The organism is Lentimonas sp. CC4, assembly GCF_902728235.1.
In the GTDB taxonomy this organism is placed as follows: Bacteria; Verrucomicrobiota; Verrucomicrobiia; order Opitutales; family Coraliomargaritaceae; genus Lentimonas.
Genome location: NZ_CACVBO010000001.1, coordinates 3,755,705 through 3,780,855, shown reverse-complemented (window position 1 = coordinate 3,780,855; position 25,151 = coordinate 3,755,705). Strand labels below are relative to the sequence as shown.

The window sequence follows — 25,151 nt, the reverse complement described above, 5'->3', positions numbered from 1 at the left end:
CTCGAACTCTGGGATTCGAGTCGGCCGATCCTGTAAAAAACACGGATGCAACCATGCTTTATTTGACAGAGCATGCCGTTAGTCCGAATAAACGTGCATCTTTGATTCATTCAGTTCAGTGTGATATTCCCCCGTTTTAGTATCACGCAAAATACCCCTCTAAGGTTCGATCGACTTCGAATCTGCCCGAAAAAACCCAATGAAAAACTAGTATGAATAATACAAGCAATCAGTCGGCTCTACTCCGACGCATGATTACAACTTCAGTGTTTGCATTCGCTGCATCGACATTCCTTCTCCCCAAGGAATCATCAGCTCAATCCAATAAGGATTGGCCAATGGACAGTCTAAGCGGAGGTTGGTATTACGATACCACGTCTCGAAATAAGCAGAGTAACCATCTATTTAATATCGGATTTAAGGCTAATAAAGTAAGCTTCTCAGATGGGAAGTTAATCTGTAAGTCCGACAATTTGCCCTCAGACGACACGATTGCATATGGTGGCGGTGTTCGGCACAACACGGCCTTCAATGGTAATCGGATCACCGCACGTTGCCGCATGGTCGCGAACGGCTCCACTAGTGGTTCCAGCGCTGGCGGTTCAAATTCGCTGAAAGATCAAGTGAAGCGTTCTCAAGCCTCGTTTTGGTTGGAGCCTTCAGGCACATCGAGTAATCGTAAATCACACGAAATTGACTTCTTTGAGTTGAAGCCAAATCAGGTGATTGTCGCGAATTTCATTAAATGGGATAGCCTATCTCGCACTAACATCGGCATTAAGGATTTTGGTGAACTATCGGCTGCGACTGATTGGGCGAATTATACCTGCCTGAGCAATAGCGCTCGAACCTTTTTTAAAGTGAAACGTGATAGTGATTACGTTCGGTGGACACGCTTGAGTGATCACAATGTTGGATCAGTCATTAACATTCATAACAAACCGTGGCGTTTTGATAACGTGGATATTCCAGGTAAGGTCGCGACACTAGAATGCGCATGGGTCGATAGATAGACCGATGTGTGAGTGTGTCACTGGGTAGATTCAGCTGCTTGCTGGTAATCCAGATCTAATTGACGAGCAGGGGTGGTTGAGACTGCCCCTGCTTTTTCGGACTGTTTGGATGGATGGTATTCAGACGAACTCAAAGTTATTGATTGATTCATGAATATGTTGAACCAGGTGTGGGTGCTAATCCTACGTGAACTGTCTAGTTGGTGGTATAGCTCGGTGCTGTATTCGCACTGTGTGCTATTCTCGTTCTTCTCGTTGGCGGCGATGTTCCTGTTGGGGGGATTTATGGAGGTGAATGAGGCGGAATTATCCTATTCATTTTTTCGTTGGATTCCTTGGGTTTTTGCCATGACGACGCCGGTGATTGGAATACGGAGTTGGTCGGAGGAGAGTCACTGCGGACTGTTTGAAGTGATGGGCACTCAGCCGATACAAATGGGCACTTTGGTTTTGGCAAAAGCATGTGCTGCGTTTGGTGTCGTTGCGTTTTCTTTATTTCTCACTGCTCCAGCAGTGGTGACTGTTATGTGGCTGGGGAATCCTGACCTGGGTGTGATCGTGTCAGGCTACCTTGGTAGTCTTTTATGTGGATGTGCATTCGCCTCAGTAAGCCTTGCTGTCTGTGCATTTATGCGAGGATCCATTGGTGCTTTTGTGTGCTCGGTTGCATTGTGTTTGGTGTTGATTACCAGTGGGGTCACTCGAGTCGCGAATATCATTCTGAGTTCATTTCCAAGTTTGGAATGGATGACAGATTGTCTAGCTGCGATTTCAATTACACCGAAGTTCGACCCTTTTATTGAAGGTCGTATCGAACTGGCTGGTTTGCTCGGATTTTTACTGCTAAGTATCGTAGCATTGGCGATTTGCCAACGTGCGTTGTTGATACAGCGAGGCAGTCGCACGCGAGGGACGTGGTTGAGCAGGGCTTTGACGTATGGTTTTCCAGTATGGTTGGCGTTGAGCATCTACGCGCTACTTGCAGTGGCCTTGAGTGTGATACCTGGACGAATCGACATGACTGAAGATCAGCGTTACAGTTTGCCGCAGGCTGTCGCGGAAGAGTTAAGCGGTCTTGAACGGGAGGTGATCGTTCGATTGTTTGCGACTTCGCATCATCCAGAATTCGGCTTCGACTTGGTTCGTTATGAGCGGCGCATTCGTGAGATGATGGAACAGGTTGTTGATGGTTCGAATCATCGAGTGACTTTTGAAGTGTTGGATCCGAGTCGTGATGCTCAAGCGGCACGTATTGCTGCGACCGATGAAGTGGCTAGCTTTTCGGTTGATCAAGGGGAGCCGTTGATGTTCGGGTTGGTGGTTGAGAGCTTGGATCGGAAGCGTGTGTTTGATGTAATCGATCCAGAGCGTGAACGCTATTTTATGGGAGACATGGTGCAAGCGGTCTTGGATGTTGGCCAAATCGAAAGGCGAACGATTGGTATTCTGAGCCCGTTCACTGAGTCGCGAAGCGATCGTCTGGCTGCTGAATATTGGACTGGTATTCAGGTCTTAAAACAGCGTTACAATCTGCGCGGCCTCTCTATGGACTCGGATTGGAGCGATCTGGATATGATACTGTTGTTACATCAGAATGTTAAAGATCCTGGGCTGTCGAATCGACTCGAATCATTCGTGCAGCAAGGTGGTGATCTTGTTGTGTTGGCAGATCCCTATTCGTTGATGGCTCAAACTTTTGGGGATTCAAACTTGGCGGCGTTGGAAAGTTCACAGCTTCCGGAGTTTATTCAACGGCGAGGCATTACCCTTTCAGATAATCGCTTAGTGTATGACTTTGACTTAGCGACTGAGCATGTCACGGAGGAAGGAAGCTCCTCAAATCCCGCTATTCTGACTTTAGGATTGGGAGAATTTAATCCAGAGCATGCGATCACTGCTGGCTTTGATTATGTTCATTTCTGCTGTGTGGGCGCGTTAGAAGTGGCTGCGATCGATGGCTATGAGTCGGTCGGATTAGTTCGGACGTCTAGGGCTGCGTTACTGGCGGATGTATCAATTGTAGCTGAAGGACATACATCGCAGCTTGAGCAGACGATGGGACAGTTTGAGCCATTGCCTTTCGGGTTGCCCTTAATGGTTCTACAAACCAGCACGGACGATCCAAATGAGGGCCGCGTCTTGGTGGTCTCAGATGTTGATTGGCTATACGGAACGGTCGCAGGAGTCGAGGATCAGAGTGGGCGAATCGAGTCGATGAACGCGAATGTGGGGTTGATGCAGAGTATTATCGATTTTCTCGCGGGGGAGCGTTCTCTGCATGAGCTGCGCATACGGAGTTTGGCAAAGCGTCCTCTGGATGGATGGGATGCGATACGCCAGTCACTCGTGGCGCCATATCGAGAGCCGATAGCTGAACTGGCTCAGGAAATTAGCTTACTGGAAGGAAATCTTGAACAAGCGAGCCAAGCGCGTCGCTTAGCAACGTCACGCAATAGTCAAGGGGGATCTCAGGTGGTCGCCTTGACTCAAGCGCTTCGGCTAAAGCTTGCAGATCTATCTAGTGTGCGCAGTCAGCGAGAAGCTGAAGTCCAGAGTCGGCTCAATGCCATTAAGTGGATCAATGTCCTGTCGACGCCACTGTTGACTGTTCTAATGGGAGTTGCGGTGACGACGTTCCGTGCTCGGAAATGTAGAGGAGGATGTCGATGAACCATGTGATGACAGTTTTGCTGCAACTGATTGTGGCGCTTGGATTATTGGTAGTGCTTGGTTGTCGGCCTTCTACTGAACTAGAACCGACTATCGACTATCTGCTGCCTTGCTTACAGACTCAATCGGTTGATTCGATTGAGCTGTCTTCTGCTGAAGGTCGCACGCTGCTGGTTCGTAAAGACGCTGGCTGGTGGGTGGATGATCCAGTTGATTATCCTGCGGCAACTACGAGCATTCAGATGTTGGTTCGGAATTTAACGGATGTCGAAATTGGGAAACGAATGAAGGTTGCGTTCAGTGATCTGGGGAAACTGGGCCTAGAATCAGACAGTGGCAGTGTGACGGTGACTTTGGGGTTTGAGTCCAGTGAGAGTGTGACGCTTATTTTCGGAGATCTGAGTTACCCCAAAGATATGCGTGCGGGGCACGTCGTAGGTATGGGTTTTTTGGCACGTCGATATGTGCGGGTGATTCGTTCCTCCAGTGATGAGGTATTTCTGGTTCCAATATCCTTGGTTGATTTGACGTCAGCGTCAGGTTTCTGGACGGATCATTCCTTTTGTCGTATTCCATCGTTCAAGCGGATGGACTTTATCAATGCGGACTCGGTGACGCATACGTTCTATCGTGAGCAAATGTTTGGATCGCTCTTTCATCATGTGGATGCAGGGGAAGCTCAACGGATCGCTCCGAATCAATTTGCTGCGTTTGAGGCGTTTTTGAAGCAAGGTCGGTGTCGCCAAGTGGGAATTTCGAATCCATCGGACTCCTTGCTTGCGACTACGGAGGGAGTGTCCGTGCTGGTGGAGGACTTTAGTGGTAATTCATATCGGTTTCGGTTTGGTCGACCAGTTGCCCCGAGTGAGACTGAAATTCGTAGAGAGGCATTACAGGCTGGGTTCTTTAGTGATGGCATGGCGTCGTCACTCGTCCCGTTTACGGTCGATGTCTCTTCTGTTGCGATGGAGATGAACTATCTTGAACAGCAGTTGAATGCTCAGAATCTGGCACGGGTAAACCGATTGAAGGGGCGTATTGCTTACGTCGCACTGGAAGAATGTGAATCTTTGTTTCGTATCATGGAGGGAGTTGAATGAACGATTATTTTGAAATATGCAGGCGACTTCTATGCATGGTTCGATTCGTGCTCGTGGCGCTTGTGTGCATGTCAGTCACGATGGGGAACTCGTCGACCAACACTGTATCAGGCGTGATTGATTTTGAGCAGGCTTCAACGGTCGAGCACTTGAGTGATCAACAGATCGAATGGTTGTTTGCAGGGCCCAATGGCGAATGGGCGCCTGAATTACTGACATTGGCAAGGTTGCTTGGCAGTCAGCAATACCACGACGCGGATAGCTGGGTGGATGCGTGGATCGAGCGTGATTTCAATCAGGCGTTTGCCGCGTTACCTGCACTCAGTGAGTTTATTTTCGTTTTTGAAGGTCATTCGGTCGCTCCCGTGTATGCGAGGCATTTGGATGCGTATGAAGGAGCGCAGCGGATTGAGTTGTTGGCAATGTTGAACTTGTCTCATGTCGGAGTTCGTTATGTGGCTGTGAGTTGCCTCGTGAATTGGTGGGAACAGGATCCAGCTGACTTACGTCGTTGGATTCAGCAGACACCTTGTCTTTTTGAAGAGAGCTACTATGAGGATTTTTTGAAGGCAATTCAGCCTCGTGAGACTGATCCATCTGCGTTGGCATCGTTGTTCCTCTCTTTAGATCTGAACGATGAGCGTCGCAGTCGGTTCTTTGACCAGGTGATACAAGATTGGATGACTGCGGATGCCGATGCTGCGATCGCTTATATCGACACGTTATGCAATGCATGTGTGTTGGGCAATGACCCTGCGGTTGATTTGGCCGCTAGTAAGATTAGCTATTACTTCGCGAGTCGTCAGCAGTATGTCGCTGCCCTTGGGTGGGCAGCGAAAGTAGGAGATTCGATGCTACGGGAGTTGGCCGTTCGTGATCATAGCCTAGGTGTCACTGTAGAAATCGAGAAGCAACTATTTATAGAGTGGTTGGAGCAACTCCCATTCGAATCACTCGAGCTGCGCATGGAAATTGATGAGCAATTGAGCGCTGTCGGAGATGGGGCTGTCGTGGAGGGATCGAGTGATGATTAGTGTTCAGGATATTCACAAGCGCTTTGGCGGTCATTCTGTGTTGCGTGGTTTAAGTTTCTCTGCGGAACGCGGACATATCACTGGATTAGTGGGGCCAAATGGTTCCGGTAAAACGACCACGATTCGTATTCTCACGGGTTTCTATGATGCGGATGAAGGGGACGTATGCATCGGTGATCAGCAGATGAGTATCAAGTCTGTGGATGCGAAGCGCCTGGTGGGCTATGCCCCTGAAAATGCACCGCTTTATCGTGAACAAACCGTAGCGGAATATATTCGCTTCATTGCCCGATTGCGGGGGGTGAAACGTGCACAGTTGCAGACGGAAGTCGATCGATCGATTGATGCCTTTAGTCTAGGGGGTGTCTGCTTCCAGGCGGTTGGGACACTTTCAAAAGGGTATCGGCACCGCGTCTCCTTGGCCCAGTGTTTGCTTGGAGATCCGCCCGTGATTGTGTTGGATGAGCCAACGGATGGTCTTGACCCTTTGCAGAAGATCGAGACGCGTAACATGATTCGAACGCTCGCGAAGTCGAAGGCAGTGTTGTTGACGACGCACCTGTTGGAGGAAGTGGAGTCTTTGTGCGATCGTGTGGTGTTGCTCAATCAAGGAACTGTCGCCTTTGCTGGGACGATTGATGAGGTGCGCCATGCTGGATCTGCGGACCTCGTCATTGTTGTTCGTATTGCAAATGAGGATACAGATCGGATGAATCAGGCATTGGTGAATTTTGATGGACTCATCTCGGCGAGTTTCTCCACAGAGGCCGGACGTGCTCAGGCGCGTTTGAATGTGAAATGGAATGGTGCCGTGGTCGATGTTCTAGATCAACTATCCGTTCGTTTGCACGAACATGGGCTTCGGGTGGTGGAGCTGCGGTGCGAGGATTCGCCGCTGTCGATGTTGTTTAAACCTCAGAGCTGATCTTATTCTTCAGGAGGAAGCACTAGGAATGGGTTTTCTTCTTTGATTCGTTTATTCAACGTGGCCTCTAAGCTGCCACGTTCGTCTGCTGTGATGGGTGCCGTAGCTAGGGCAGTGTGGAGTGCGCTTAATTGATCCGGTTCGATTGCCGTTGCCATTGTTGTCAGTGCAGTGGTGCGTGCTTCGAGGTTCTGGATTTGGCTGACCCATTGCAGCGCAACAAGTGGATTTGTATTGAGGTGGTGGCGTGCCAATGCGGCAGCCCCCCCGTCACGCATCGCCCCTGCTGGTTGGCGCTCTACCCATGCGGTTGCCTGCTCCTCGTTATTGTCGGCCCATGCCGCGGTCAGTGCACTGGTGGCCTGGGTCCGAGCGTCTTCTGGCACTGACGATATGTGCTGTATGGCCAGTTGTGGGTTGTCGGAGCTGATTCTGGCGAAGGTGCTACTTAATAAATCAATACCTCTGGGCGACGAGTCATTGTTGTTCAATACGTAGGTCAGAATCGTTTCTGGCTGACGACTGCCGTATGTCTCAATGAGTTGAAACATCCCAGTTTGCGTGACGGCGATATTGTCCAAGTTCTGTAGCCAGACCATTGCTTGCGACAAATCTTGATCAGCCAGCGCTAATACAGTCGATTCGACGAGTTGAGTCTGTAGCGCTTCGGACTCCAACTCTTGAATGGCGAGTGCGGCTTCGACCGGATCGGCCTTCATGTATTGGCCCATCGCGATGACATATAACTCGCTCATTGTTGAGGTCGGAACGTCTGTTTCGGATAAATCGATTAACCAAGAAAATGCTGCTTGTGGGTCTTTCTGTGCCCAGCCTGTTGCGAGGCCAGCCAGCATGGCTTGCTTACTATCAGAGTTGGGTATCGAGTGGATAATGTCCCATGCTTCACTCGGTTCGCTGAATGTCATGTAGTGCAGAATGTGTTCCTTGAGTCGTTGCTGCGTTTCATCGTCTAAGTGTGGCCCCTGAGTTTGGAGCCATTGATAGGCTGAAATTGAATCGGCCTCGCTCCATGCATCTATTAATGTTTCCGTCATCAAATGACGTTGTTCAAGGTTTGTGAGCTGTTCCAGTAACGCTGCGGCATCGCTCGGGGATTCGGATGCGTATGCGTCGAACACATCTTGAAAGAGCTGGGTTCTGCCTGCGGTTGAGAGCTGTTGATACATCTCAGGGATCATTTGTTCGGCAACTGTATCGGCGGACTCTCCATCGAGTTGGTATTTTGCGCTTTTAGATGGAGTGTTATCAGCCGTGTCATGGTTTTTCACCTCTGGGCGGTCTCTTCGGACCTCTAAAGGCCTCCATTGTTGTGATTCCAGTTCATTGCTATCTGGACGAAGGAGTAGACCAATGGCGATTCCTAGTGAACTGGCTACGATATAGCCTAAGCAGTGTCTGAGGGATAGGTCTTTCATGTTGCAATGACTTTTTGAGTCGTAAACGCCGGTTGATTGAAGAGAGGGGAGGACGACCTTTGGCGATAAAGCAGAATGGCTCTAAGGTTTTTGTGAATCCTGATGGTGTGGCAATTGAAGTGTTTCAGCTATAGTTGGTCGGGCCAAGATGTTAGCGTGTTAGGGGTGTGATCTGCCTTGTTTTTTGCGGGAATGGCCGAGGTTTTGAGGGTGCGTTCCAGTTGTGTCGGCTTAAGGTTTAGCCTGTATGATTCACTAGTCGGCGCACGCATTCATAGGTGATGCAGTGCCTTCGATTTACCTCTTAATAGTTCCTTAAACGATCTGATTTTTATATTTATGAAGACAAAAATGATTCTGATGGCCTGCGCGTCGCTGCTAAGTAGCGCCCATGTGGGTATTGCCGAAACGGTTGCCCCGCGACCTAATATTATTCTGATTCTTGCGGATGACCTCGGCTATGCTGATGTGGGCTTTAACGGTTCGCCTGATATTATTACACCGCAGATGGATTCCTTAGCGTCCAGCGGCACGATTTTCTCGTCGGCCTACGTGGTGCACCCGTTCTGTGGGCCGAGCCGTATGGGGCTTCTTTCTGGTCGTTATCCACATGAGTTTGGTGCGCCGTATAATTTGCCTGACTACAGCTCGGGGAATTATCGGGATCAGGGTATTCCGGAGGGTGAGACGTTGATTAGCACCGTGCTCCATGATGCCGGTTACTACACGGGTATTATGGGTAAGTGGCATCTGGGGCATCAGCCACAGCATCATCCGAATGTGCATGGATTTGATGAATTCTACGGTTTTCTCGGTGGCGGTATTCTTTACTTCGGGCCGTATAAGGACCAGAACAGTCTCGGTAAGGTCTGGGATTATAAGGTCAAGCCAGAGCACAATGGAGAAAGCGACTCCAGTCTGACTGCGAAGGACTACATGACTGACGTGCTCACAGAGAAGGGCGTGGACTTTATCGAGGCGGCTGCCAAGAAAGACGATCCATTCTTCCTATTCATGTCTTATAATGCGCCGCACACTGTGTTGGCAGCAAAGGATGAAGATAAGGCCATCTTCCCTGATCTGACTGATAAGCGCCAAACTTATGCGGCGATGGTCTATGCGATGGATCGTGGTATCGGCGAATTGGTGAAGACGTTGAAGGCAACGAATCAGTATGAAGATACACTGATCATCTTTTTGAGTGATAATGGCGGTCGCACGGACCAGGGCGCGAACAATGCGCCGCTGGCTGGCGTGAAGGGCGATACCACTGAAGGTGGCTTCCGCGTGCCAATGTTTATGCACTGGCCGAACAAGGTGCCTGCTGGTCAACACTATGACCATCCCGTTTCCGCACTGGATTTTTATCCGTCGTTTGCGCGTATTGCTGGAGCGAAAATTCCTGAAGGAAAGGATCTGGATGGTAAAGATATCTGGAAGGCCTTCTTCGCGGGTGAGAGTGCTCGAAAGGGAGAGATTATCTATTCAGTGCGTCACCGTAATGGATTTTCCGATGTCGGAGCACGCCGTGACCAATGGAAGGCAGTGCGCTCGTATAATGGTCCGTGGCGTCTGTATGATGTCGCTCAAGATCCCGGTGAGACTAAGAATTTAAGTTCCCAGTATCCGGAGCGTTTGCAGCACATCGTCTCGGAAGTCGAAAAGATGACTCGTAACCATACGCAGCCGCTCTGGTGGGACAACAAAAAGGCCGAGGCTATGTGGAAGGATAAGCACATGCCGAACTACGATCAAACGTTTCAACTGAACTAAGCACCTCCTTTTATTAGAGATACGTGATGTGACCTCTCGTCCTTCATGTGAGTTAATACATTCACATATTCCTATGATTGATTCGTTGCTACCTTCCGCGCGTAAGCCATTCACAACATTTTGTTTCGGTGCGCTCGTCTGTTTCGTCTCGGCCGATGTTGCGTTGGCTGATGGTGCGCCTTTATTTACGCGTGCTAACAGTGACGTGATTCCACTCGAAGAGCGCTCGCGCCGCAAGTGGGATGCGCCAGTGATTGCAGATCTGGATCAAGATGGGCATATGGATGTCTTCATTACCGAGCACGCACGTAAGGCAAGTGTGTTCTGGAATAATGGCGGCACGTTCTCCGAGCCACAGGATGTGGCATTTGGTGATACGCACGGTGCGGCTGCAGGGGACTACGATATGGATGGCCGGATGGAGTTAATCATTTCGCCAGGAGGTGGAGGCGGTAAGAAGCCGAGCCATACGAAGGTGTATCACGTGAATCGAGACCGAACGATCGAGCAGGGCGTGGTGTTTGATCACTTTGAGCCATCGCGTGGTCGTGCGGTGAAACTGTTTGACGGTGACAATGACGGTTCTCTCGATTTGGTGCTGACTGCATTTCCGCTGAAGACTCAAAAGAAGGGCGCGAATCATTTATATAATAATGTTGGTGGTGGGGCATATGAGTTTGTCTCGTATCTACCCGTGGCGAAATGGATGGGCTTTCGTTCGGTGAACACGGATTTCAATAATGATTCCGTGATGGATCAGATCTTCTTCGGTGGCGAGAACATGGTCGCCGTCGCAGGGGGCGAGGGGCTCACCTATGCCAATGTCAGCAAGCAAGTCCTAGGAGCCTACGCGAATACGACCTTTGCTAGTAGTATTGCGGAAATCGACTATGATAATGATGGCGATTTCGATTTGTTTATTACGCGGGCGGACCATCCTTTTGCGGGTAAAACCAGTATGGATTGTGAGCATTGCCGTTTTGCATTTTTTGCACGTGGCAAGCCGTTTCAATACGAAGATCTGAAGATCGAGGGTGATTTTAAGTTGGAGAACCTACAAATGGCGTATCCGCATTTCGATGTATTCGCGGGGTCGGATCGTCGACTTCTTGATTTTTCTGATCAGGGGGATAAGCACGGAGGCAAGGATTTCACATTAACGCCTGACGAAGCGAAGGGGTGGCCTGAGGAGCGTTCTGCGCATGGGCTCTACATCGGATATATGGGCGATGCACTCTGGCGCATCGGAGGGCATACGAAATCGCCGACTGCAGCGGTGATTCATAATGTCATCTCAGAGCCAGAGGTGACGGGTTATGTCGATATGCCTGCGCTACTGCTAGAGAATCGTGATGGCGTGTTTGTCGATGTGACTGAACAGATGGGCATCTCCGTGGCAGAGCAGACGACGAGCGCGGTCGCAGGTGATTTTGATAACAATGGGTGGTCGGACCTGTTCATCGTGCGTCATGGTAATCCTGCGAGCGAGACAGAGCAGATCCTGTATCTCAATCAAGACGGAAAGTCCTTTGTTCGTGCAGAGAACCATGGCATCGTGTCGCCTGAATTGGGCTCGACGGGTGGCGGGGTTGAGGTGTTTGACTACGACCAAGACGGCGACGTGGATTTGATCTTTGGCAATGAACGTGGTCGTTGGCATCTGTTTACCAACAATACCGTCGGTGCGAGTGAGAACAACTACCTCGTGGTGAAAGTTGGACGCTCACCATCGGGCACTGCCACCTCGCTCGGTGCCACACTGACTCTAAAAGCAGGCGAACGGACGTATAAGCGTGTCGTGGGGTCGACCTCTGCGGCATTCTCTACGAGCGCGAACGATCACCTGCACGTCGGTCTAGGTTCAATGGAAACCGTGGATGAGGCAATTGTAACGTGGACAAACGGCGAGCAGGAAACAGTTCCAGTCGATACCTTGAATCAGAGTATTCGTGTCGGGCGTTTTACGGAGTAATTGCATATGACTCTATCTAGTCAGTATCTATGTCTAAGTGTTCTGAGTGGGATGTTGCTGCCTAGCCTGGTTCTGGCTGAAACATTGAATCCACATACGGATCCAGAGAACCGGGGAGCGTGGGTGTTGGTTGAATCGGTGAGCGATGAATTCGATGGCACGGCTGTGGATACACAGAAGTGGTATATCCAAGGTGCCGAAGGGCATTATGAAAATCGCTTCGTTGGTCGCGCGCCGTCTCAGTTCGTGCCAGATAATGTGTCAGTCGAAGAAGGTTGTTTAAAGATTACTACGAGGTGGCAACCAGACTTCGACTTTTCAGAGAAAGTCAAAGATGGGGTCAACTACGAGAACATTACGACGGGTGCGGTGATCTCTAAAGCGACTTTCCAGTATGGCTACATGGAGACTCGTAGTAAGGCGGCCAAAGGGCCGATCTCCAGTTCGTTTTGGACGACAGGCAAAGGTGGAGAACTAGACGTGTTTGAGCATTGGGGTGATGTGGCACGTCGCCCGGAATCAGCGAAGCGCTACCATACATCGTTTCATGACTGGCGCGTGCCTAGACGTGAAACCTATAGTAAGCGTATCTGGACGAATACGCATCAGTTGTCCTCGCCGGTGACGGATGACTTTCATATCTATGCGCTCGAGTGGGATCCTGATTATATTAAGATTTATATTGATGGCCGTATGATTCGCCATGCGACACGAGAGGAGATCGGTGATGCATGGGTAGTCGATCAAGCTCAGAAGGTTTGGCTGGATTGTGAAGTATTTCCGTGGGAAGTGAATGCGAAGCTTCTGAGTGCAAGCGATTATCCAGGGGATGACGTCGTATTTGTCACCGACTACGTCCGTATTTGGCAGCGCAGTGCGCACTCGGTTCGAGTGCCTGACGTGCCGAGTGAGAACTTGATTGCCAATCCTGACTTCGATGCCGGAGCGACTGGCTGGAAGCTCGAGGCCGCTTCGGTGGTTGCCGATGGTATAGATGGAACGGCGGCGATTGCACTGGAGCACCGTGGACGTATCGAACAAACGATTTCATTGAAACCAGATACGCTTTATATACTATCGGCCTGGTGCAAGTTGCCTGGGACGAACATGAAGGATGTTTGGCATAATGCTTATTTGGGTGTGTCCGGACATAGCGGTGGAACGGTGAAGGTGAAATATTTTCACAACACATACTTTCGCCGCAGTCTAGAATTTAGAACCGCACATGACGTCACGGAGGTGACTATTTTCTTTGAGACTGGGGGACCAGGTGCTACCGCGTTGGTCGATGCATTCGAGCTTTATGAGACACGGTGATTGCGCGTAGCGTGAAGCTTTAGCGAACGTCCCATTGCATGGTGACTTAGCACAAAAGGTGCGTCCTGTATCAGCCTAGGGCAACGCCTTAGGATTTGAATGAACCACCTCCTGAGCCCTGAAAGGACGACTTAAGCGCGCAAAGGCATGGCCTGTCGAATAGAACGCCCTTTTAGGGCTAGCTGTCTTGGGCTTAAATTCCCAGGGCGTTGCCCCGGGCTGGTATAGGTTGCCCCGTTGGGCCGAGGAATTATCCAAATTGAAAATATGACAACCTAGTTTTCCGCTTAACGGTTATATGATTTTTAATATGAAATGACATACGCTCGCTAAAGCTTCACGCTACATATCGGTTCGCTCGCTAAAGCTTCACGCTACGCATCGGTAGCAGGCCATCACAACTGCGGCTATGGAGTGACGACTTTGAATACGAAGTTGTCTGCGCGGCCGTAGTGGCCTGCACAATCGGCGCGAATGCCGGCGTAAATGGTTTTTCCAATGTCCTCAGCGACTGTGGTATAGACGGAGGGGCACTCGTATGCTTCGAAGTCGTTGTTCTCGGTCACCGTGGTCGAGCCTATCATTGGGCCAATGAGGGTGATGTCCTCTTCGGTGGTGCTTTCATCGACGCCGATATCAGTGGTAAAGAAGAAGATCTGTATGGAGTCGGTGCCATCGACCCACGTGCCATAGTCGCGGAAGTCTAGGGAGACGGATAGGATCTCGCCTGCAGATTTAACCGTGTGTCCGCTATCGTTGATAAATGCGGAGCCCTTATAAATGAGGGCGTTGCGTGTGCCGTCGCCTTTATCCATGGCAGGATCGTTGCCGTCGAGCTTTGTGGCGACGGGGCCGGTTTCGCCGCTTAATAAATTAAACCAATGAGGCGTCTCAGAAAAGCGACGTTTGTCATCCGTGCTGGTGTCTTCGTTGAAGTCGCCGTTACAGACGCCAGCTCCAATGATGACTGTCTCACCTGCATGTAAGGCAGGGATGAGCATGATAGACAGGGCTGAAAAGATGAAGGTGAGTTTGTTGTGCATTTTGATTGGTAATATCGTGGTTTTATCTGTGTGCGGCCTAATGCAATGTGACTGTGGAGTTGATCGTTTTGACCGTTTGTTCAAATGTTTCGCCGTTGCTCAATACCAACTTTACGGTGACTGGTCCTGTATGTTCGCCTAAGCCGAAGTGGACGAATCGGTTGTAACTGCGTGAGTAGGGTGCGCCGCATGATCCGGAGCGTTTGATCTGTTTCATTTCGCCTGCCTCGACCGTGATCGTGGCTCCCAGCTTGGTCGGTTGATTTGTTCCAGTTTCACCCAAGTCGATCGTGATGTAGTTGCCGCGGGCTAATGCTTTGTTGCGGAATAGGTGCCATTTGCCGCGTTCATTACCTAGCAGCACATCGATTTTTCCATCTTGGTTGTAGTCCAGAGCCTCAACGCCCATGCCGATGGCGCCAAGTTCGGGGGAGACAATGCCGTGTGCGCGAGATGTCTTAAATGTGCCATCACCTTGATTCAGGTAGAGAATGCCCTCGTTTTCTGTGACTAGATCACCACGGCGCATAACGAGTAAATCTTCGAATCCGTCGTTGTCAAAATCCGCTGCGACAGCTCCGGTGGTGTGCACGTTCGTATGGATGCCGGCGTGTGCTGAAACATCTATAAAGGTGCCGTTATCGTTCTTTAGTAGTATGTCACTCGGTCCTTCTGTGTTTGCGGTGGGGGTGGCGTTTTTGACGCCAAGCACAACCGCGCTCATCGGCGAGGCTGCTGTGCCTGCGAGACGCCATCTTTCGTTACCAACAAAGCCTAGATAGAGCCCCTTCTCGGTTAGATGGTCGGGCCAGCCGAGGGTGTCGCTGTTAACGAGGCGAAAGTCCTTGCCGGAATGTGTTTCGCCATCGAACTCGTAGGCGTGGCAGGCCTCGCCCGTAAAGAGCTTCTTGTTCGGCCACGGAGATTGATAGTTGACGATGTTGATAACGTCACCGATCGGCAGGTCTTCGAAGCGGAATTTTTCACGCACGGTAAAAAAGCCCCATGTTTGTGTTTGTTTGTCGTAAAAAGTATCGCCTTTTTGCATTTCTAGGCCACGGCTGATGTAGATGTCCAAGTCGCCGTCGTGGTCATAGTCCAACTCGACGATGCCTGTGACTTCTGTGATCGGGTCTTTGAACAGTTCGCTGCTCACGTCTGTGTATGAGATGCCTTCGTTGCCACGGTAGGCGCGTAAATTGCCATGCCCATACATGAATAGGTCGTCAATGCCGTCGCCGTTGAAATCCGTGATCAGTATTTTTTGACCATTTCTGTTAGATGCGGGCAATGTGGATTGCAGCAGTAAACGGGCTTGGCCGTCGTTCTCGTAAATGTAATTTTCGCTCGCACCATTTTTCTCTTTCGAGGGAAATGCTAGGTTGAGCAGATCAAGGTCGCCGTCATTATCCGCATCCAGAAATTTAAGAGTCCGGCCACGCATCATTGCGAGTGGTTCTTTAAAATCCTTCAAACGCACAAAGGTGCGATCTTTATTCACTTTATAAATCATTGAGTTACGCGCATTACTACCTGAGCCACCTCCGCGCGAAATCGCCAGTTCTTGTAGGCCGTCCTGGTCGAAGTCGCCGATGGTTAGACCGTGCATGTCTCCCATGACTAAGTCCCACGGTTTGGCGTATTTCCCTTTGTTGTTCCAGAGGATTTGGATGCTGTAACCGTGGTCGTTTAATATGATGTCGACCCAGCCATCTTGGTCGAGGTCGGCCACCAGGGGCGTTTCCCACTTGCGCATATTTAGCTCGGATTGCGGAAAGTCCTTGCCCGCACTGACAAAGCTCGTCGCCGGAGCGATGGCTGGGCTTGTAGCGGCGTTTACGATGGCCGTAGTGCCGAAATAGGTAGCGATTGCCGCGCATCCGTATGCGAGTAATTGAGTGGGAATTCGAAATGTCGTGAGGGGAGTGTTCATCAGAATGTCTTGATTGGGTGTCTCTATTCGCGCTGATTATATAGATTCTCCTTTCATTCTAATAGAGCCATTCTTGCAATATACTCAGCGTGTTCTATCCGCTTCGCGCGGTGTGGCTGCAGCGGGGCAGTATTTGCACTGTATCGTGTAAGAATGGCACTGTGAACGGGGGCGTCATTCGGGTATATTAATGTAAGACAAGCCAAGGCAGGCGCCTTGGCTGTGAACCCCATAAAATTATGAAGATGAATAAATTACTTACAATCGCAGTGATGAGCTGTGTCGCAACTTCCCTCTATGCCGCTAAAGGTGACCAGACTAAAGATCAGTTTGTCGCTAAGGAAAAAGCGAAGTGGGAAGAGAAGGGCTGGAAATGGAATCAAGCCAAAGTTGAATCCAACTTCGCTGAAATGGATACAAACAAGGATGGCATTGCCTCGGGCAAAGAGCGTCAAGTGTGGTTCAAGGCGAAGGCAGCTGCGAATAAGAAATAAAGTTTATTTCAGGCGTGAGATGCCGCCCGAGCCGTGCAAACGGCTCGGGCTTTTTTGTTCATCTGTCTATGGGATTTTCGAATGGTTCCTGTTCGGAATACGCAGAGTATTATGGAGGAATGGTTCTGTTCGATGTGGGGGCAATTGAGCATACTAAGAGATCGATTGTTTCGTCTCTCCCTTCGCAGGGAGGCGCAATCTAATATAACCCCAAATTCCCCTGTATCTCTAACTGAATTATAAGAACGTGAAATTATAGGGCGCTTGCTTGCAAAACGCCGCACGTCAGAAATGTCCTATTGAGCTCAATAGGAATGCGGTATTCAGCATGCTGAAGCCCTACGTTTAATTTTCAGGACGATTTCCCCTAATCCATGAATGCTCCCTGTTTCTCAAGAACCCTAATCGCTGCAGTTTCGCTGCTATTGCAGAGCCCTGCAGTCGCCGCGATCTATAGCGGTGCGACTGATGATGCCACGTATGCGCAGTTACTGGCAGACCTCGAAGTTAAAGCGACTGCGCTGACTGCCAAGGTCACTGAAGCGGAATCGGCCGGAATGAATACGGACTACGCGCAGGTGTCTCAGGTGACGATCGACTGGTTTAAGGACTTTTATATCCCATGGGATAAGGCGAACCTGACCATTGTGGATAGCACCTATGTGCATGAATCCAAAGCGGCGAGTCTAGATCCAGTCTATTCCACTTACGGCGCGATTGGTTTGGTGTTTGATGAGATCGTCGACTGTATAGAATTGGCTGATTTGACGATTAACGAACTCGATCAGCAAATCGCAGGAACAATCGTGCTGCAGGCACCACCGGATTTCTCTGTTGGCACGATGGTGATGAACGGCTCGCATTATGAACTCGATGGGCAACGAGTGATCCCTGGTAAGTATTTTTGGCAACCTGAGGATGAGGCAACTTTACAGGCGTTTGGCCGTATGGGTGGCACGTATTACGGCATTCAGCCGAGTATGGATTCTGCGACAACGGTGGTTGAGGGGCAGGTCAATGGCATTACCAATAGCATGGCTTCGCAGCGGTTGAATAACCAGGCGCCAGTCGAAGTCTTTCTCGGGCATGTGATGAACAACCAGAGCTACTGGTCGCGTGTGGATCATCCCGAAGTGTTTAGCTCCGGAGGGCGCGTGTTCACGCATTACGATATCGATAATCCGCTGACTCGCTCGTGGCTGACGGTCTTGTTCGACGATTTATTGGAGCCTACGATGGGGCCATCGGGTGCAGGCGATGTGCCGCGCGTGCATTTGTTGACGAATGAGCCGCGGTTCCCGATCCGTTATGGAGATGGGGATGCGCGTAACAATGTTTCCAGTTTTACGTATGCGAAGTTTGCCACTTGGTTGGAGGCTCAATACACCACGCTTGCCAATTTGAATGCGGTCTATGGCGAGAATTATGCCTCCTTTGCGGAGGCATCCACTGCAAATTACACCGAGTCATATCTCGATACTGTGTCTAAACCGGTTCAATATCCTGATGGCTTTCGCACCCCGGGTGGGGTGAACTCAAATCTTCGCGGTGGGCCGATCTGGTATGACTGGTGCCGCTTCAATATGGATCGGGTGAATGACTGGTTTACGTTTCTGAAGAACGGTGTTCAGTCGGCAGATCCAGGCGCGCCGACAAATATTAAGATTTGGGGCGAGCAGGGTATCCATGCCTCGGGGCACGATCGTGGGATTGATTTTGAATTTGTAACGAAGCTGGTCGATTACCCTGGATCGGATAGTCAGGCCACTTCGTTGCGCACAGAATATGATACACGTGATGCACAGGATTGGAGGGATCACTACATCTTAGAGTGGCGTGCGCAGGCGATCATGATGGATTTTATGAAGTCAATCTGCCCTGAGAAACCATACATCGATTTGGAGTGGCACGGATTGTCGGGCTCGCGATGGCGTGACTTCCACATGGAGCCAGAGTTTGTTCGCGCGACACTGTGGTTGGGGGCGACACATGGTCTGACTGCGCTGAATGCATGGTTATGGAACCGAAATGATGATGGATCGATCCGTCGTCCAACAGAGGAATTCATTGGCACGGCTGGAGCCGAACCATTGCAGATGGCTGCGTTTGGACGCACGCTGAAAGAGATCAATGCGCATGGCAATGCGGTGACGTCGCTGACGCCCAACGAGCGCTACTATATGGTTTACTACAGCCAGGATTCAGCGATCCAAGATGGTGATTATTCAGACGGCATGGCAGATGTATATGAGTCGTTGAAACTGCTCAATGTGCCAGTCGGTTTTACGACGCCGAGCGAGCTGCCGAATGTTACCGCAGAGCAGACGGTGATCGTGCCGCCTACGCCGTATCTGTCGGATACCGATTTGGCGGGACTTCAAGCGTTCGTCGCAGGCGGGGGCAGTGTGGTGTTGGTCGATTCTTCGAATGCATTTGATTATACCGAGCGTGGCGCGAGTCGTGCGGACGGGGCAGGGTTTGTGCCCTTTGCCTCGGTGAACTATGGCGGTGTGTTTGCGATGGCTGATGCACTGTCTACAGCCTTAGAGTCACGTAAGCCAAGTCTGCCGCTGGAGGTGGATGTGCGCGACGCTTCGTTGAATCCTGCGTATGGTGTCTTGGCTTCGCGTAGCTATGATGCAGTGACGAGTAAGAGCACGGTTTCGCTGATCAATGTGAGCCAGCAGCAACGCACGGTGCTACTCCGTGTGTCCGGATATTCGGTCGATTACGTGAATCTACTGACGGGTCAGCACGGCACGGGCACCTATGTGTTGGAGCCGAACGATGTGCTCTTACTACGCACTGAAAATTTGGTGCCGGCGGGGCAATCAGTCTGGTTTACGAGTGACCCAATCAGTGAAACGAATGCGGCTCAAGGGCTTGACTACAGCGGTAGTTCTTTACTCGATAATGCGAATGATTTGAACGGCAATTCCTTATCCTTCTCAAAACTAGTGGGACCCAAATGGTTGAGCGTAGCTCCCAACGGCGCGCTGTCGGGCAAGCCGAGCTCGGTTGATTTCGGCGAGAATGAATTTACTGTTCAAGTTGAAGATACATCGGGAGGCTCTGACACTGCGACGCTGCAAATTACAGTGGAGACAGGCCCCGCTGAACTGCTGAATGATGATTTCGAATCTGGGTTTGGAAATTGGGAAAGCGGTGGAGACGATGCGATTCTTTCCTCGCTGTATGCGATTGGCAATCAATGCGTGGAAATCAGTGACGATAGTGGGGTGGGCTCGTCCATTACATTGATCAACTCCTTGGACTTGAGCTCTGCGTCGGAGCTCAAGATTGAATTTACCTACATGCCGATTCAGATGAATGTGGGAGAGGATTTTTGGCTGCAGTTTAGCAGTGATGACGGCAGCAAATGGTCGACGGTAAAGACCTACGTGCGCGATACGGATTTTACTGTGGATCAGCGCGAAGACGAAACACTGACCATTGAGTCTAGCAGTTATCCGTTTACATCGACGGTGAAGATTCGTTTCCGTTGCGATGCATCGGCCAACAGTGATTACATCTATCTAGATAATATCGTGATGACTGCGAATAGTGGCACGTATTCGAGCTGGGAGCGGCATGTCGCTCAACATGGATTGGCAGGCACGCCCGAAGCAGATGAGGATACGGATGGTGAAGCAGACTTTTATGAGTTCGCGCTGGGCGGCGATGTCGTTGATTCGAGTGTGTTGGCACCGGTGCCTGCTGTGACGACTGGCTCAACGACTGCAAGTTTCTCTTATTTGGAGCGCAATCAGGCGAATGCTGGCGTGAGCTATACGGCGCGTTGGACGGATGATCTGGTGGATGGCCCTTGGAGTGATGTGTGGGATACGGTGAGTCGCAACTCGGTGAGTGATCCTGATTACGTCGAAGTGGAGCATCGGCTATCCAATGAAAATCGCGACAGGCTCTTCTTTAAAGTTGAAGTAACGCAGCCGTAAGGGCGGTGGGGGCATCGTCTCTGGTTACGCGTCGTATCGTCGCAGTAGTGGTGGGTGGATCATGTTTTGAGGAGGTTCCAGTGCAGTATCAGCATAGTTTATTGCTAAATGCGCCGCTGTTTGGTGGCTGACGAAAGGATGGTTTTGAGGTAGCTTGCAGGTTCAATCACCCCGTCCTCAAATTATGATTACGAAGATTCACCTCCTATTTATTGCCTCTCTCGTTGCTTCTAGCGCCGTGCATTCCGCGACCGTCTATGAAGACGATTTTACGGGTGCCATGCTTAATGATGCTGTCTGGAATGTTGATGCCAATGATCCTGTGACGTTCGATGCGACGAACGATCAGTTGGATTATTCGCATGCGGCTGGCACGGCACGTCGGTTTGTCAGTGATGGGACGACACTTGTCGGTAAGACTGGGTATTTAAAAGCAGAAATTTCGAACTTTACGGGCGGTGCTTCGATCTGGTTCGGCTTTGTTGGCGACAGCCCTGGAAACAATACTAATTATGCTTACACCACGATTGCAGGTAACGGCACTTATGAAGTGTTTTTCAATAACACTGCATCGTCTCAGAGTTTTAGTAATGGTGCAGGCTGGAGCGGCACGCTTGATTCGGGCACTGGATTGTGGCGCGTGAACGGAGGCACTGCGACTGCGATCGATGTAGGTGACGGGATCTTGGAGAATACTGATGTGTCGGGGTTTGGTTTTGCCAACTTTAGTAATTCAAACTCCTTTCCTGATTCATCGTTCAGTGTGGACTCCTTTCTTGCCGATGACTCGTTGACTATTGGATCAGTTGGAAACATCGCACCAACGACCACGATTACGACTCCAGCGGATGGCAGTTCAGTGGTGTTTGGCACGAACGTGAACTTCACCGGCACAGCCAGTGACTTTGAAGATGGTGACCTGACCTCAAGTCTCGCATGGACTTCGGATCTAGATGGTAGCCTCGGCACAGGAGCCAGTGTGAATACGACGACACTGCAAGTGGGAGCGCATACGATAACTGCCAGTGTGACAGATAGTGGTTCGCAGGCAGGCACCAGTTCAATCGCTCTGACCGTGACCTCACCACCAGTTGGGAACGTGGATCCGCAATTTATTACCGACCCGATTGTGAAATTACCAGCCGTGATCGGTGTGCGCTATGCGGGATCGATCATTGCCGATGCCACTGATGCGAATGGCGATGCATTGACATTCGCAATTGATAATGGCCCAGCGTGGTTGACGATGGCCTCGAATGGGCATTTCTCGGGCACGCCTGATTCTGCAGGTTTGAAGGAGTGGGATGTCTCCGTCTCGGATGGTAACGGTGGCGGTGATACCGCGATATTACAGATTCAAGTCGATGCGACTGGCGGCGGTTACACCGGACAGCCCAATGTGATCGTGATTATTTCCGATGATGCGGGGTATGCCGACTTTAGTTTTATGAATGGTTTGAGCGGTAAAGATTCAGAGGTGCCGACGCCGCATTTGGACACCCTGGCTTCGCGCGGGGTGACATTTTCCCGTGCGTATGTGGCCGCTAATTGCCAGCCGACACGCACCGCACTTGCCACAGGAGCCTATCAGCAGCGCATCGGTAATGAATCTGTCGGCAATGATCTCTTCTTAGTCAGCCAAGGTGAAGAAGCCGACAATAATTTGGAAGGAGTCTATGAGGGGATTCCCGTTGAAGTGGATACGATCTGGGATCGTATGAAAACACTTGGCTATACCACTTGTGCGATCGGCAAATGGCACCTCGGACAGACAGAGGATCTCGCGGCAGAGGTCGATCCTGAATATCCTTTAGGCCGTCTTGGTAATCGTCCGCAGAATCAAGGTATCGATGAGTTCTATGGTATGTGGCATGGGTCGCGTGACTTTACCGTCGGCACCTACAATGAGAACCAAGTGGATAATCCCGAAAGCGCCTTGCAGCCTCGTTACATTCGCGAAGCGTTCAGCTATCCGGATGGTAGCACCAGTGAGACCGTGGTTGAATACACAAAGTTTGTGAATGTGCCTTCAGCGCCGAAATACATTACCAATATTTTCGGTGATTATGCGGAGCAGTTTGTCGAAGATCACTATGACGATGCCGAGCCGTTCTTCCTCTATGTTGGGCATCCTGCGCCACATAAGCCGTGGACGAATGAATCACCCGACTTTAACGATCCTCGCATTGCCGATTGGCCCGATCAGATCGACTCCGAAGACGGTATGGTCGATAATTCACGTAAGCAGGTCGCCTCGATGATGATCACCATGGACAAGGAGATTGGCGAATTGATGGCCAAGCTCGAAGATCCAAATAGCGATGGAGATACATCCGACAGTATCGTCGATAAAACATTGGTGATCTTTATTAATGATAATGGCGGCGTTGTCGGACAGACAACTTTGCCAGACGGTGTCACCAAAATTAATGGCACTGATAATGGTAAGCTCAAAGGCTTCAAGGGCTCTTCGTTTGACGGCGGCATTCGCGTGCCGATGATTCTTGCAGGTGCCGGTCTAGACCCTTCAAAGCGTGGCACGGTCTTTTATGATCCAGTGCACGGTGTTGATATCTTAGCGACTGCTTATGAGCTTGGTGGCGGTGCTCCGCTAGATCGCATGGCTGATAATGTCGATGGCGTTAATTTGCTGCCATATATTAACGGCACGAACGCGGGCAATCCGCATGAGGTGTTGGTCCATAAATGGCGTGGTTCGTTCTCTGTCATTCGTGGTGATTATACGCTACAGAACAGTCGTAATATCTTAGCTGATCCTCAGTGGTATGATCTTTTCCAAATGACGGACAGCACGGGTGGCGGGGCCGCTGTGGATGTTGATCCGGGGCAAGAGACCGAACTGAGCGGTGGAGCGTATGATTTGTTAATTGAACAGCTTAAACGCGACCTGACTGATCAAGAAGCGATTTTTGATAAGCCACGTTATGCGATCCGTTCGAATACCATCGATACTGAGCCGATCAACGTATTTGACCACCATGTCTTCAGACCTGGTATCGCCACGAATTGGTCGGGTGGGGTTGATCCAGCCGAAGGGACGGGTGGTTCACGGAACTGGTATAAAAACGGAACGACTGTTGAGAAATATCTATTCAACACGGATTGTTTCCCTGGGGCAGTTCTGGAGTTTCCAGTGCATACTTCGGATTACACTGCCAACAACGATTATCGTCGAAAGACGGGTATGGAGTTCATGCTCAATAAGATTATTTTGAGTGGTGATTTTGATAGTGGAAGCAATCAATCCGCGACGATTCAAGGGAATGAAATTCTGTTTACCAACAACCTTCAGGGTGTTGCGCCGCAGATTGCACTGGATGCAACGAATGTTGGGGCAGGGGACTTTTCCTACGACTTGGACCTGGATGTGAAACTATATCACGACCTGAAGCTTACAGGTGATGGGGATGCAGTGCTCAATATTAACGGTGTCGTTGGTGAGTATGAGGCTGGTTTTTATACGCCACGTGGTTTGATCAAAGAGGGCACTTGCACGGTCAACTTGACTGCTGTGAATACTTATACAGGTGATACTACGGTGAATGCCGGCACCTTGTCGCTCGCAGAGGTGAACACGAGTAATGATGCATCCGCTGTTCGTTTGGCTACCAGTGGAGCGACATTAGATCTCGCGTATGCAGGCACCGACACCGTAGATGCACTCTTTATCGGAGGTGTGCAGCAAGCGGCAGGCGTTTATGGGGCAGCAGAGCTTTCTCAGATCACGGGAACGGGCACATTGACTGTTACCTCTGGCCCCGCGACTTACAGTATGTGGGCGGCTGAGAATGCGCCCGGGCAGACGATTGATCAGGATCATGACTTTGATGGAGTCGCCAATGGTATCGAGTATTTTATGGGCGAATCGGGCAGTGGTTTTACAGCGCTTCCAAGTCCTGACAATACTGGCACGGTGACCTGGCCGATGGGGCACTCCTACGCGGGTGTGTATGCGACCGATTACGTGATTCAGTCGTCTTCACCGGATCTAGATAGTTGGGGACCCATCGCGCTGCAGGATGTCACGATCCTAGCTGGAGCATCAGTCTCTTATGCGATGCCTCCTGGCTCAGATCCGTTCTTCGTGCGTTTGCTCGTTTACGAGAACTAGGCGAGCGCACACTTGATACCAGAGTGATGTTCGGTCGAATTATTTATGCCGAGGTTAGAGTCGGATGGGTCGTCGATCATCCGCGTGCATCTGCGAAATCTGCGGTTAAAAATACAGAATCGAAGTCAGTGACCCTAAAGAACACATCCGTATGGTTAAGAACCCATCGTGTTGGTTTAAGTGCTCATTAAGCGCAGTTTAGCGGACTAAAAACACAGAGCCTAAGCTTAGTCAGTGTCATGGGATGGGCTCTCAAAAAGGCACAAAGCTCACGAAGTGGGTTTCCTGTTCCGCGGCGCCAGATCTGTGCCGCGGAACCAGGAGCCAGTTTCGACACGTTTTATACCAAGCTG

14 protein-coding genes are annotated in these 25,151 nt (G+C 50.5%); 11 read left to right on the top strand and 3 right to left on the bottom strand.

Annotated features, from left to right (window positions below; genetic code table 11):
- Positions 1–212 precede the first annotated feature (212 nt).
- From GZZ87_RS16125 to GZZ87_RS16105, 5 genes are all read left to right on the top strand, one after another.
- Positions 213–1,013, top strand: coding sequence for a hypothetical protein (locus GZZ87_RS16125; RefSeq protein WP_162024602.1), 801 nt, complete (start codon positions 213–215; stop codon positions 1,011–1,013).
- Between the two features lie 150 nt (positions 1,014–1,163).
- Positions 1,164–3,683: a Gldg family protein gene (locus tag GZZ87_RS16120; protein WP_162024601.1), complete on the top strand. Its 2,520-nt coding sequence runs from the start codon at positions 1,164–1,166 to the stop codon at positions 3,681–3,683.
- Between the two features lie 8 nt (positions 3,684–3,691).
- Positions 3,692–4,783: a DUF4340 domain-containing protein gene (locus tag GZZ87_RS16115; RefSeq protein WP_162071468.1), complete on the top strand. Its 1,092-nt coding sequence runs from the start codon at positions 3,692–3,694 to the stop codon at positions 4,781–4,783.
- 68 nt (positions 4,784–4,851) lie between these two features.
- Positions 4,852–5,817: a hypothetical protein gene (locus GZZ87_RS16110; RefSeq protein WP_162024599.1), complete on the top strand. Its 966-nt coding sequence runs from the start codon at positions 4,852–4,854 to the stop codon at positions 5,815–5,817.
- Positions 5,810–6,742, top strand: coding sequence for an ABC transporter ATP-binding protein (locus GZZ87_RS16105; RefSeq protein ID WP_162024598.1), 933 nt, complete (start codon positions 5,810–5,812; stop codon positions 6,740–6,742). The genes GZZ87_RS16110 and GZZ87_RS16105 overlap by 8 nt, the downstream gene beginning before the upstream one ends.
- A 2-nt stretch (positions 6,743–6,744) precedes the next feature.
- Here the strand turns inward: GZZ87_RS16105 and GZZ87_RS16100 are convergent, their stop codons facing one another.
- A complete protein-coding gene (locus GZZ87_RS16100; RefSeq protein WP_162024597.1) occupies positions 6,745–8,178 on the bottom strand; it encodes a hypothetical protein in 1,434 nt (477 codons plus the stop codon).
- A 339-nt stretch (positions 8,179–8,517) separates the two neighbouring features.
- On the opposite strand from GZZ87_RS16100, the gene GZZ87_RS16095 reads away from it, so the two are divergent.
- From GZZ87_RS16095 to GZZ87_RS16085, 3 genes are all read left to right on the top strand, one after another.
- Positions 8,518–9,951: a sulfatase-like hydrolase/transferase gene (locus GZZ87_RS16095; RefSeq protein WP_162024596.1), complete on the top strand. Its 1,434-nt coding sequence runs from the start codon at positions 8,518–8,520 to the stop codon at positions 9,949–9,951.
- A 73-nt stretch (positions 9,952–10,024) separates the two neighbouring features.
- Positions 10,025–11,923, top strand: coding sequence for a CRTAC1 family protein (locus GZZ87_RS16090; RefSeq protein ID WP_162024595.1), 1,899 nt, complete (start codon positions 10,025–10,027; stop codon positions 11,921–11,923).
- Positions 11,924–11,974: 51 nt separating this feature from the next.
- Positions 11,975–13,240, top strand: a complete 1,266-nt coding sequence (locus GZZ87_RS16085; RefSeq protein ID WP_206753329.1) for a family 16 glycosylhydrolase — start codon at positions 11,975–11,977, stop codon at positions 13,238–13,240.
- Positions 13,241–13,647: 407 nt separating this feature from the next.
- On the opposite strand, the gene GZZ87_RS16080 is transcribed toward GZZ87_RS16085, so the two are convergent.
- Together GZZ87_RS16080 and GZZ87_RS16075 are read right to left on the bottom strand one after the other, a co-directional pair.
- Complete coding sequence (locus GZZ87_RS16080; RefSeq protein ID WP_162024593.1) at positions 13,648–14,283, bottom strand: hypothetical protein; 636 nt, start codon at positions 14,281–14,283, stop codon at positions 13,648–13,650.
- Between the two features lie 37 nt (positions 14,284–14,320).
- Positions 14,321–16,216, bottom strand: a complete 1,896-nt coding sequence (locus GZZ87_RS16075) for a CRTAC1 family protein (RefSeq protein ID WP_162024592.1) — start codon at positions 16,214–16,216, stop codon at positions 14,321–14,323.
- Positions 16,217–16,461: 245 nt separating this feature from the next.
- Between GZZ87_RS16075 and GZZ87_RS16070 the strand changes: the two genes are divergently transcribed.
- From GZZ87_RS16070 to GZZ87_RS16060, 3 genes are all read left to right on the top strand, one after another.
- Entirely contained in the window at positions 16,462–16,710 is a 249-nt protein-coding gene (locus tag GZZ87_RS16070; RefSeq protein ID WP_162030586.1) for a hypothetical protein, read from the top strand.
- 374 nt (positions 16,711–17,084) lie between these two features.
- The gene (locus tag GZZ87_RS16065; RefSeq protein ID WP_162024590.1) at positions 17,085–20,666 is read left to right on the top strand and encodes a putative Ig domain-containing protein; all 3,582 of its coding nucleotides are present in this window, start codon (positions 17,085–17,087) and stop codon (positions 20,664–20,666) included.
- A 184-nt stretch (positions 20,667–20,850) separates the two neighbouring features.
- Positions 20,851–24,798, top strand: a complete 3,948-nt coding sequence (locus tag GZZ87_RS16060) for a sulfatase-like hydrolase/transferase (RefSeq protein ID WP_162024589.1) — start codon at positions 20,851–20,853, stop codon at positions 24,796–24,798.
- The last annotated feature ends 353 nt before the right edge of the window (positions 24,799–25,151 follow it).